Genomic DNA, 11,154 nt, shown 5'->3' on the forward strand with positions numbered 1-11,154 from the left:
TAAGCTCAGACTCCGCAGCTATTCCACACCAATGCGCGACAGCAACGTGTTCCTTGAACTCAAGAAGAAGTACAGCGGCGTTGTTTACAAGAGAAGGCAGACGCTCAGATACTCCGACGCGATGGATTACATTCTCAACGATGAGCTGCCGAACGACTCGCAGATCATGCGTGAGATCGACTACACGATGGTTCGCTACAAGAACCTCAAGCCGAGAATGTTCATCGGTTACGACAGAACAGCATTCTACAGCAAGACCGACCACGAGCTCAGGATCACCTTTGACAAGAACGTCCGCTTCCGCACCGAGAATCTCGACCTCGCGAAGGGCAGCTACGGCGAGAAGATTTTGCAGCCGAACCTCTGTATCATGGAAATCAAATCTCTCAACACAATGCCCTTATGGTTAACCTCAGCGCTCAACGAACTCAAAATATTCCCGGGTTCGTTCTCAAAATACGGAACAGCCTACAGAATAGTCACAGAAAGAAATCAAATGATGGGAGGAACAAACTGTGCTTAATCAAATTTTTTCAGCTATCTACTCAGAAACCTTTACACCCGACATCTATCTCATATGCACGGCAGTTTCTCTGGTGCTCGGCGCGATAATCGCTTTCACGGCGAGCTTCAGAGCCAAGCAGAGCAAGAGCTTTCTGTTGGCGTTATTCCTGATTCCCGCAATCGTGCAGACAGTCATCATGCTGGTGAACGGCAGCGTAGGCACAGGCGTCGCGGTAATGGGCGCGTTCTCACTGGTAAGATTCAGAAGCGTCGCGGGTTCCGCGAAGGAAATAGTCAGCATCTTCCTTGCGATGGCAACAGGCTTGGCTACGGCGATGGGCTACATCGGACTGGCGGTATGCTTTGTAGTGATTATCTGTATCGTAATGATTATCGCTTCAATTGTGCACCTTAAAGAGAAGGATGACCTTGTACGCGACCTCAAAATCACGGTTCCCGAGGATCTCAACTATGCTCACGAGTTTGACGATCTCTTTGATGAGTACACCCACAATTCAAAGCTTCTCTCCGTCAAGACCTCAAACATGGGCAGCCTTTACAAGCTGATTTACCGCATTGAGATTATCCATGAGGACGATGTCCAGAAGTTTATCGACGAGCTCCGCTGCCGCAACGGCAATCTTGAAATCGCGGTTATGATGCCCGCAGTCGAGGAAGCAAGACTTTAATTCAGCAACAATAATACCGCACAGCCCGTCTGTGCGGTATTTCCAAGAGACGTTTCTGAAATCGGGAGATATGAAATGAAAAAAAGAATTATGTGCGCGATTATCAGCGCAATGCTTATAGCGTCCTTTACCGCATGCAGCACTCAGGGCGGTTCGGGTTCACAGACCTCAACCGCAGATACGGCCGCGAATAAGAGCGCGGCAGCTTCGGACGAAATCAAGGACGGAGAATATGACCTCAGCTTTTCCCAACGCGACGCCGATTCCTCCTATGATGAAAGCGCCGCGGCAAAGATAACCTTCACCGATACCTCAGCCGAGTCCTCGTCCGGTTCGGCTGAGGTAAGCGGAACAACAGTTACGATCAAGTCCGAGGGTACTTATGTTGTTTCAGGCGGCTGCAAGGACGGCAAAATCGTCGTTGACGCGGACGAAAAAGCCAAGGTTCAGGTAGTGTTCAACGGAATCGATCTGACCTCAAGCGGTTCTCCGTTTGTTGTAAAGAGCGCTGACAAGGTGTTTATCACTCTCGCAGACGGCAGCGAGAATACTGTTTCCGACGGCAGCAGTTACACCGATACCGTAGGGGAGACCAACGTTGACGCGGCGATTTTCAGCAAGGAGGATCTCAGCATCAATGGCAGCGGCAAGCTGACTGTAAACGGTAATTACAAGCACGGCATTCTCAGCAAAGACGACCTTGTTGTTGCGGGCGGAACTGTATCAGTCAAGGCGGTATCAACAGGCGTTGAGGGCAAGGACAGCCTCAAAATCAAGGATGCCGACCTCACCGTGGAAGCAGGCAGCGACGCCATCCGCGCGACCAATACGGAAGATACAGCCTCAAAGGGCTTTGTATATATTCAGAGCGGCAAGCTCACACTCACATCAGAAAACGACGCGATCCAGTCAAGCTCACTTCTCAGAGTAGACGGAGGCGACTTCAATATCACAACGGGCGGCGGCTCTGAGAGCGGCAAGACCCACACAGAGGAAAATTTCGGACGCGGCGGCAGAATGCAGATGTTCTCCTCAAACTCCGATTCAACCGATACCGACAGCGCCAAAGGTCTGAAATCCGCAGACGCGATTAAGATCAACGGCGGCACGATCAATATCAATTCCTCAGACGACGCGCTTCATTCAAACAATTCACTCACCGTAGACGGCGGCGAGCTGAAAATCAGCTCGGGCGACGACGGACTCCATTCCGATACGACTCTCACCATCAACAGCGGCAAGATAGATATTTCAAAGAGCTATGAGGGCATCGAGAGCGGTGAAATTACCATGAATGACGGCACTGTTATTGTCACCTCCTCCGACGACGGCTTCAACGCGGCGGGCGGCAACAACGGCACGGAACGCCAGGGTATGTTTGATTCTGATTCGAGCAAGGTTCTCACCATCAACGGCGGCTATGTTTACGTCGACGCGAACGGCGACGGACTTGATTCAAACGGCGTACTGAAAATCAACGGCGGCACAATTCTCGTAAACGGCCCGTCAAACGACGGCAACGGCGCGCTCGACTCGGGTTCTTCGTGCGAGGTTTCGGGCGGTACGATTATCGCAATCGGCAGCAGCGGCATGGCTGAATCACTCACCGCGAACGGACAGTGCTCGATCATGACCGACATCGACTCTCAGGCGGCAAATACTACAGTCGCGCTGACCGACAGCGAAGGCAATGTCCTCGCTTCAATCAACTCAACCAAGCAATTCAACAATGTTGTCGTTTCAACTCCCTCAATCAAAAAGGGCGAGAGCTACAAGCTTGTGTGCGGCGGAACGGTTGACGGCGCCGACAGCTACGGCTTTGCTGACAGCGGCAAGGTAAGCGGCGGCACAACCGCGGCGGAAATGACTATGGATTCCGAGAGCTACTCAAACGGCGGCAGCCGCATGGGCGGAGGAATGGGCGGAATGCGCGGCAATATGCAGCCGCCTGACGGAGATAACGGTAACGGTATGCAGCCGCCCGACGGAAATATGCAGAACAAGCCTCAGTTCTGATATTTCTGATAAAGAATTATGATAACGACTTATATTTCATAAACATCTCCTTGAACCGGGTTGCCTGTTTCGGCGGTCCGGTTCTCCCTTTTAAAACAAAAAGCTGCCCGTGAAACCGGACAGCTCAATATTTAATTTGAACTTACGACCTTGCGCACATTCCTCTCGGAGAACTGAATAAGATTGAACAGCGATGAAGCGCCTTTGTCGAAGTAGCTCGAAATAATGTCTGGCGATAGCGCGAGCGAGAGCTTGTTGCGTTCGATTACCGCGTCAATCAGCTCGAGGTCAAGCAGCATTGAGGCAGAGGTAAGGTTTTTATAGCGGTTGCGGTCAAGCGAGAACATAGTCTGGGTATTGCTCCTGTCGGCACAGTAGATTGCGCGGAAAACCTGGTACTCGGCGCACATAAGGTAGTTGCTGACGGCATTAGTCAGCCGTTTTTCGCCTATTTGAGCGAGCAGGTCGAAAATCACCGCTGTGGTGTTGGTAATCAGCTTTTTGTTGACCTGATTGATCATATTGCCCTTCATATGTCCTATTTCGTCCGCGTCGGGGAAGTCGTCCGCAGTTACGGAGGCGGGCTTGCGCTGTACGGTTCTGCCGAGGAGATAATCCGCAGAAACGTCGTAATACTCCGCGGTTTTGACCAGAAAATCCAGTCCGCACTCGCGGATTCCCTTTTCGTAATGTGAGAGCAGAGCCTGGGAAATACCCAGATCCGATGCTACCTGCTTTTGGCTGAGTCCGCGTTCCTTGCGCAAAAATGTAATAATTCTCGGAAAATCGCTATTCAAGACTTGACACTCCGTTTCATTTGATAGTATAATAATTTAGTTATAGATTGCCGTTTTTTACTTTATACATATAGTATAGCCTAAATTTGACAATTTGTAAATATATTTTGAATACGCTGCACAGGAGAATTATATGAAATCCTATGTTATTCATTTCATACGCCACGGCGCGATTGACGAGACGCTATCGGGAAAATACATCGGTTCGACCGACGTGCCGTTGTCGGATAAGGGCAGGGAAGCTCTGCGCAAGCTCGAGCGTGAATGCCGCTATCCGTATACAAAGGTAGTGTTCACAAGTCCCTTGAAGCGCTGCACCGAAACCTGCCGGATTCTCTATCCGGAGCTCAGCCCGCTGTCGATTGCCAATCTTCGCGAATGTAACTTCGGCGAGTGGGAGGGCAAGACCGCTGAGGAGCTCAGGAACGATCCCGTGTTTGAAAAGTGGCTTGCGGGCGACAGCGAAGCAGCACCGCCTCACGGTGAGAGCAACGCTGACTTTATCCGCCGCATCTGCAAAATGTTCGAGAGCATAGTCGAGGGTCTGATGAAAACAGGCACCACCGACAGTGTGATTGTCACCCACGGCGGCGTTATTATGACTTTGCTCGCGGTTTACGGTCTGCCTCAGGCGAAGCCCTTTGAGTGGACAATGGACAACGGTTACGGCTATTCAATCCGCATTACCCCGATGCTTTGGCAGCGCGACAAGGTTGCCGAGGTTTTCAACCGAATCCCCATGATTGAGGACGAAGATTAATCAGATATTAACGAAAAGGAGTTTATTAATATGGCAAATTATAAGATTACATTATTAAAGGGCGACGGTATCGGCCCCGAAATCGTAAATCAGGCAGTAAAGGTGCTCGACAAGGCAGCGGAGAAGTTTGATTTCACCGTTGAGTACGACGAGGCTTTACTCGGCGGCTGCGCGATCGACGCCACAGGCGTTCCGCTTCCCGAGGAAACCGTAGCGAAGTGCAAGGCTTCCGATTCCGTAATTCTCGGCGCTGTAGGCGGTCCCAAGTGGGATAACCAGCCCGGCAACAACCGTCCCGAGGCAGGTCTTCTCGGCATTCGCGGAGCACTCGGACTATTCGCGAACCTCCGTCCCTCCGTTATCTTCGGACCGCTCAAGAGCGCTTCCCCGATCAAGGACGAGATCATCGGCGACAATATGGACATCATGATCGTCCGCGAGCTTACCGGCGGTATCTACTTCGGCGAGCGCGGCAGAGATGATGATTCCGCGTGGGATACAGAGAAATATTCCGTTGCAGAGGTTGAGCGCATCGCCCGCGTTGCCTTTGATATGGCTATGAAGAGAAACAAGAAGCTCACCAGCGTTGACAAGGCAAACGTTCTCGAGTCCTCGCGCCTTTGGAGACAGACCGTTATCAACGTGTCCAAGGATTATCCCGAGGTAGAGCTCAACCATATGTATGTTGACAACTGCGCGATGCAGCTTGTCCGCAATCCCAAGCAGTTTGACGTAATTGTCACCTCAAATATTTTTGGCGACATTCTCTCCGACGAGGCTTCAATGATTGCAGGTTCAATTGGAATGCTCGCGTCAGCCAGCCTTTCGGGCGGCAAGCTCGGTCTGTACGAGCCTATCCACGGTTCAGCTCCCGATATCGCGGGCAAGGGTATCGCCAATCCTCTCGCGACAATCCTTTCTGTGGCAATGATGCTCCGATACTCTCTCGCACAGCCCGAGGCGGCGGAAGCAATCGAAGCGGCTGTAGCAAAGGTTCTCGAGACCGACCGCACTCCCGATATCTATGAAGAAGGACTTAACAAGGTCAGCTGTGAAGAAATGGGAGACCTTGTTTGCGCACAGCTGTAAAGGAGGCGTTTTATGCAGCTTTATGATATGCATTCGCATATTTTACCTGCCTTTGATGACGGCGCGAAAACCGTCGAGGATAGTCTTGCGCTGATTGACTGCCTGAAAAGGCAGGGAGTCCGCAATATTTGCCTGACCCCACATTTTTATACACACGAGATGGGCGTGGAGGATTTTCTCTTTTCTCGTCAGGAGGCGTTCGAGAGATTTAAGCCTTATATTCCCGACGACGTCAATATAGTTCTCGGCGCTGAGGTATATGTGACGCATTATCTTTTTAACAACAACGATTTGTCAGGCCTTACATACGGCAACTCAAAGTATATCCTCACTGAATTTGCCTACAGCTCAACCTTTAATGACCGTACGATGCAATTCCTGGATATGTTGATGCGAAATCACGGGCTTATACCGGTTATTCCTCATGTTGAGCGCTATGAATATCTGATTGATAATCCCGAAGTTATCCGGGAAATGCAGGACATGGGCATAATAATCCAGACAAATATCAAAAACTACGTCTCAAAAGCTCCGTTTTTCAAAAGGCGCAAGCTGTTGAAATACATTGCTAACGGCTGGATTGATATTCTCGGCTCAGACGCGCATTCATTTTCTCACAACACTCCCGAGGATTTCTCCGAAGCGATGAAAACTATTGCGGAAAAGTGCGGAGAGGATACTCTCGCGCGTATGATGAAGAATTCAGAGAAAATTTTCAGCAGAGCCATATTCGGAAACTGATATTATCACCGACAGACTATTTTGCCTGTCGGTGTATTTTTTTGGAAAAAACCTTTTATTGTCAATGAAAATGTGGTATACTATTTAATGATTATATTTTTGGAGTTGATAAGATGAGTTCCATTAACAGACTGAATATAGCCGAAGGAGTTTATTTTAACAGCGTCAGAGACAGTCGCTTCAAAACGATGAAGCTATCCGCAAATCTTTTTGTGCCTCTGAGCGCCGAAACCGCTTCGGCAAACGCTTTGCTTGCAGGCGTTCTCTCGCGTTCCTGCAAGGCTTATCCCGATTTTACCGCTCTCAGCCGCAAGCTGAGCGCTCTCTACGGTGCTGAATTGAGCGTATCCACAACAAAGGTCGGCGAAAACCAGGTGATTTCCGTATCTGCCTCGGGACTTGACGACCGCTACGCACTGGATGGCGACAGCATCGCCGCCGAGCTTTCGGCGCTGCTCTGCGGAGTAATTTTTGAGCCGAATGTAAAGGATGATGCTTTTGTTTCCGAGGAGGTTGAGCAAGAGCGCAGACAGCTCCTCGACGTGATTGATTCCGAGTACAACGAGAAGCGCATATACGCTAACGGCAGAATGATTGAGATCATGTGCGCCGACGAGGTGTTTGGCGTCAAGCGCTACGGCACCGCGGAAAAGATCAAGGAGACGACAGCGCAGTCACTTTACCTGACGTGGCAGAACCTTCTCAAGACCGCTGTTATTGAGATCATGTATATCGGCGACAGCGCTCCCGACAAGGCGGTTGAGGTGTTTACGGAGACATTCTCAAAGATGAATCGTCAGCCCGCCAAACTTCATACCGAGGTTATCCGCGAGGCAGGGGAGATAAAGCGCGAAACCGAGGCAGTGGACGTTTCTCAGGCGAAGCTCGTCATGGGCTTCCGCGCAGGAGTCGCTGTCCCCGAGAAGGAGATTACCGCCACGGCTCTGATGTGCGCGATCCTCGGCGGTACTGCCACCTCAAAGCTGTTCTGCAACGTCCGCGAGAAGCAGAGCCTTTGCTATTACTGTGCTGCGCGTTACGACAAGCACAAGGGCGTTGTTGTTATTGACAGCGGTGTCGAAACAGAGAACGTCGAGAAGCTTGAACGCGGTATTCTGAAGGAAGTCGAGGACATGAAAGACGGCGTCATTTCCGACTTCGAAATCGACTCAACAAAAATGGCTATGATCAACGTGTACCAGTCGTCCAACGATACCGTCAGCGGAATAGAAGCGTGGTATTCATCTCAGCTGCTGCAGGATGGCTTCAAGACGATCGAGGAGGCCTGCGCGAAAATCAACGCCGTTACAAAGGAAGAAATCGTCGCCGCTGCCAACAAGCTGCAGCTCGACACGGTATATGTACTGACTAATCAGCAAGAGGTGAAATCATGAACATGACGGAAATCAAATCCGCGCGTGCGGGCGACAGCTACTATAAGATCATGCACAGCTCAGGTCTGACTGTTTATGTCTATCCCAAGGAGGGTTATCAGTCAGCCTACGCGATTATCGGCACCAAGTACGGCAGCATCAATAACTGCTTTTCGGTAGACGGCGGAGAGAAAATCACGGTTCCCGACGGAATCGCCCACTACCTTGAGCATAAGCTCTTCGAGAGCGCCGAGGGCGACGCCTTTACGCGCTACGCCGAAACAGGAGCCAGCGCTAACGCATACACCAGCTTTGAAAAGACATGTTATCTGTTCTCGTGCACCGATCGTTTTGACGAGAGCCTAGAGATCCTTCTCGACTTTGTACGCGACCCGTATTTTACTCCTCAGACCGTTCAGAAGGAACAGGGGATAATCGGTCAGGAAATCAAGATGTACGACGACGCACCAGACTGGCGGGTTATGTTCAATATGCTCGAGAACATGTACCACACCCACCCTGTGAGAATTGACATCGCGGGTACCGTGGAGAGCATCGCGGAAATTACCGCCGAGAAGTTATATGACTGCTATAACGCCTTCTATAACCTGCACAATATGGCGCTTTGTGTTTCGGGCAACATTACCGTTCAACAGGTCATGGCTATCTGCGACAAGATGCTCAAGCCCTGCGAAAAGCACGAAATCACAAGCTATTTCGAGGACGAGCCTTATGAGATCGTGAATCCTTACGTTGAGCAGAATTTCCCCGTGCTGATGCCGACCTTCAACCTCGGCTTCAAGGAAAAACCCGACGCGCTCGACGAGAAGAAGCTCGCCCGGACGGATATCCTGCTTTCCATGCTCGCTTCACCGACGAGCAAGCTCTACCGCGAGCTGATGGACAACAATCTTATCAACAATTCCTTCAGCTATGAGCTGTTCGAGGGTCCGGGTTACTGTGCCGTGATTTTCGGCGGCGAGTCACGCGCACCCGGACAGGCTGCAGAGATGATAAAGCAGTATATCGCAAAGGTCAAGACCGAGGGACTTGACAGAGAGGACTTCGATATCGCGCGCAAATCCGTTTACGGCGACATTGTTTCCTCACTCAACTCCGTAAGCTCTATTTCAAATACGATAATGAGCTACCATTTCAGTGACAATGAGCTTTTTGCCTATATCGACGCGGTGGCTGACACGACCTTCGAGGAGGTCAGCGAAAGACTGTCCGAGATGCTCGACGTTTGCAACTGCACCCTTTCAGTGGTCAAGAGCCCGGATACGGAGGTTTGATATGGAAAATTTTCACGTTCAGTTTCCGAACCTCGGCTGGGAGTTTGACATCAGCCGTGTGGCGATTTCGCTGGGTTCTTTCAAGGTCTATTGGTACGGCCTGATAATAGCGACGGGACTTATGCTCGCGATTCTCTACGCCTACAAGACAGCTCCGCGTTTTCAGCTCAATTTCAACAAGCTGATGAACTGTGTTTTTGTCGGACTTGTTACCGGAATAATCGGCGCAAGACTGTATTTCTGCATTTTCAAGTGGGATTATTATTTCACACACCCGATAGAGATATTTTATATTCACGAGGGCGGCTTGGCGATATACGGAGGCATAATCGGCGCGATAGCGGGCGGACTTGTCGTCGCGAAAATCCAGAAGATGCGTTTTTTGCCGATTCTCGATGTTGTTATGATTGGCTTTCTTATCGGTCAGGGACTCGGCCGCTGGGGTAACTTCTTCAACCAGGAGGCTTACGGCACCGTGACCAACCTGCCGTGGGCTATGATGAGCGAGGGCACTCTCAATCAGCCAGTTCACCCGTGTTTTCTCTACGAATCGCTCTGGTGCCTGCTCGGCGCGCTGCTTCTGCACCTCTACAGCAAGTACCGCCAGCGCTACGCGGGAGAGATATTCTTCATGTACCTCGTCTGGTACGGCTTTGAGCGTATGTTCGTCGAAGGACTCCGCACCGACAGCCTTTATCTTCCGTTCCGGGTATTCGGCATGGATATCAGGGTATCGCAGGTGCTTTCATTCGCGCTATTTGTAACAGGAATCGTCATTTTAATTATCAACAGACACAAGGAGGAACCATTCTATGCAGATTATAGACGGCAAAAAGGTATCGGCAGAGGTAAAGGAGAGAGTCAGACAGCAGACGCTTCAGCTGAAAAATGATTACAACATCACCCCGGGCTTGGCGGTTGTAATCGTCGGCGACGACCCCGCCTCCAGAGTGTATGTTAATAACAAGAAAAAAGCCTGCGAGGTTGTCGGCTTCAAGTCCGAGGAGTACGCTCTGCCTGCCAAAACGACCCAGGAGGAGCTGCTCGACCTTGTAAAGACCCTCAACACCAAAGAGGACATCAACGGCATTCTCGTACAGCTTCCGCTGCCGAAGCACCTCGATGACAAGGCGGTTATAGAGGCGATTGATCCCAAAAAGGACGTCGATGCTTTTCATGCGGTGAACGTCGGCAAAATCATGCTCGGCGAGTACGATTTCCTGCCCTGCACACCCGCGGGCGTAATGGAAATGCTCCACTCCTATGACATTCCCGTCGAGGGGAAGGAGTGCGTTGTCATCGGCAGAAGCAATATCGTCGGCAAGCCAATGGGAATGCTTTTGCTCCACGAGAACGGCACAGTAACCATCTGTCACAGCCGTACAAAGAATCTCGCCGAGGTTTGCAGACGCGCCGATATTCTTGTCGCTGCGGTGGGAATCCCGAAGTTTGTCAAGGCCGACATGGTCAAGGACGGCGCGGTAGTGATCGACGTCGGTATGGACAGAGATGAAAACGGAAAGCTCTGCGGCGATGTTGATTTTGAGAACGTCAAGGACAAGTGCTCGTTCATCACACCCGTACCCGGAGGCGTAGGCCCGATGACAATTTCGACACTGATGAAGAATACTCTCAAAGCCTGCAAGCTCCAGAATAATATCGAATAAAAGAAATAAATATTGATACTTGACATATATCTTGTTTTGTGTTATAGTATATAAGCCGCATATTGTGGGTAGGGTATAAGTGCGCTTATCCCGCAAGACATTATGCACCCACAGATAGCGAGCCCATTGTAAAGGATTGAAACTATGTACGCAGTAATTCAGACAGGCGGCAAGCAGTACAAGGTTACCAACGACGAGGTAATCTTCGTAGAGAAGCTTGAAG

At 50.6% G+C, this 11,154-nt stretch carries 12 protein-coding genes; 11 read left to right on the forward strand and 1 reads right to left on the reverse strand.

Annotated features, from left to right (window positions below; genetic code table 11):
- The 3 genes from JKK62_RS14180 to JKK62_RS14190 all read left to right on the forward strand — a co-directional run.
- A partial coding sequence (locus JKK62_RS14180) for a polyphosphate polymerase domain-containing protein (protein ID WP_201428472.1) occupies positions 1-523 on the forward strand: 523 nt, incomplete at its 5' end.
- Positions 516-1,193 carry a DUF4956 domain-containing protein gene (locus JKK62_RS14185; protein ID WP_201428473.1) on the forward strand — a complete coding sequence of 226 codons (678 nt, stop codon included), beginning with the start codon at positions 516-518 and terminating at the stop codon, positions 1,191-1,193. The genes JKK62_RS14180 and JKK62_RS14185, both read left to right, overlap by 8 nt.
- A 75-nt stretch (positions 1,194-1,268) precedes the next feature.
- Positions 1,269-3,209 (forward strand): carbohydrate-binding domain-containing protein, encoded by a 1,941-nt coding sequence (locus JKK62_RS14190; RefSeq protein WP_201428474.1) that lies wholly within the window; start codon positions 1,269-1,271, stop codon positions 3,207-3,209.
- Between the two features lie 131 nt (positions 3,210-3,340).
- Here JKK62_RS14190 and JKK62_RS14195 read toward each other — a convergent pair whose 3' ends face one another.
- Positions 3,341-4,006 carry a helix-turn-helix domain-containing protein gene (locus tag JKK62_RS14195; RefSeq protein WP_201428475.1) on the reverse strand — a complete coding sequence of 222 codons (666 nt, stop codon included), beginning with the start codon at positions 4,004-4,006 and terminating at the stop codon, positions 3,341-3,343.
- 133 nt (positions 4,007-4,139) lie between these two features.
- Between JKK62_RS14195 and JKK62_RS14200 the strand changes: the two genes are divergently transcribed.
- From JKK62_RS14200 to JKK62_RS14235, 8 genes are all read left to right on the forward strand, one after another.
- Positions 4,140-4,766, forward strand: a complete 627-nt coding sequence (locus tag JKK62_RS14200; RefSeq protein WP_201428476.1) for a histidine phosphatase family protein — start codon at positions 4,140-4,142, stop codon at positions 4,764-4,766.
- A 30-nt stretch (positions 4,767-4,796) separates the two neighbouring features.
- On the forward strand, positions 4,797-5,855 hold the full coding sequence (gene leuB / locus JKK62_RS14205) for a 3-isopropylmalate dehydrogenase (protein ID WP_201428477.1): 1,059 nt from the start codon (positions 4,797-4,799) through the stop codon (positions 5,853-5,855).
- 12 nt (positions 5,856-5,867) lie between these two features.
- On the forward strand, positions 5,868-6,596 hold the full coding sequence (locus JKK62_RS14210) for a CpsB/CapC family capsule biosynthesis tyrosine phosphatase (RefSeq protein ID WP_201428478.1): 729 nt from the start codon (positions 5,868-5,870) through the stop codon (positions 6,594-6,596).
- Positions 6,597-6,709: 113 nt separating this feature from the next.
- The gene (yfmF, locus tag JKK62_RS14215; protein WP_201428479.1) at positions 6,710-7,990 is read left to right on the forward strand and encodes an EF-P 5-aminopentanol modification-associated protein YfmF; all 1,281 of its coding nucleotides are present in this window, start codon (positions 6,710-6,712) and stop codon (positions 7,988-7,990) included.
- Positions 7,987-9,264 (forward strand): EF-P 5-aminopentanol modification-associated protein YfmH, encoded by a 1,278-nt coding sequence (gene yfmH, locus JKK62_RS14220; RefSeq protein WP_201428480.1) that lies wholly within the window; start codon positions 7,987-7,989, stop codon positions 9,262-9,264. Before yfmF ends, yfmH begins: the two co-directional genes overlap by 4 nt.
- Position 9,265: 1 nt before the next feature.
- Positions 9,266-10,156: a prolipoprotein diacylglyceryl transferase gene (gene lgt, locus JKK62_RS14225; RefSeq protein WP_201428481.1), complete on the forward strand. Its 891-nt coding sequence runs from the start codon at positions 9,266-9,268 to the stop codon at positions 10,154-10,156.
- Positions 10,077-10,931: a bifunctional methylenetetrahydrofolate dehydrogenase/methenyltetrahydrofolate cyclohydrolase FolD gene (gene folD / locus JKK62_RS14230; protein WP_201428482.1), complete on the forward strand. Its 855-nt coding sequence runs from the start codon at positions 10,077-10,079 to the stop codon at positions 10,929-10,931. Before lgt ends, folD begins: the two co-directional genes overlap by 80 nt.
- Before the next feature lie 144 nt (positions 10,932-11,075).
- On the forward strand, positions 11,076-11,154 hold a 79-nt coding region (locus JKK62_RS14235), incomplete at its 3' end, for a bL21 family ribosomal protein (protein ID WP_201428483.1).

This window comes from Ruminococcus difficilis (genome assembly GCF_016680995.1).

Coding starts and splice junctions, on each gene's coding strand:
- JKK62_RS14190 (WP_201428474.1), top strand. CDS start 1,269: ATGAAAAAAAGAATTATGTGCGCGATTATCAGCGCAATGCTTATAGCG.
- JKK62_RS14200 (WP_201428476.1), top strand. CDS start 4,140: ATGAAATCCTATGTTATTCATTTCATACGCCACGGCGCGATTGACGAG.
- leuB (WP_201428477.1), top strand. CDS start 4,797: ATGGCAAATTATAAGATTACATTATTAAAGGGCGACGGTATCGGCCCC.
- JKK62_RS14210 (WP_201428478.1), top strand. CDS start 5,868: ATGCAGCTTTATGATATGCATTCGCATATTTTACCTGCCTTTGATGAC.
- yfmF (WP_201428479.1), top strand. CDS start 6,710: ATGAGTTCCATTAACAGACTGAATATAGCCGAAGGAGTTTATTTTAAC.
- yfmH (WP_201428480.1), top strand. CDS start 7,987: ATGAACATGACGGAAATCAAATCCGCGCGTGCGGGCGACAGCTACTAT.
- lgt (WP_201428481.1), top strand. CDS start 9,266: ATGGAAAATTTTCACGTTCAGTTTCCGAACCTCGGCTGGGAGTTTGAC.
- folD (WP_201428482.1), top strand. CDS start 10,077: ATGCAGATTATAGACGGCAAAAAGGTATCGGCAGAGGTAAAGGAGAGA.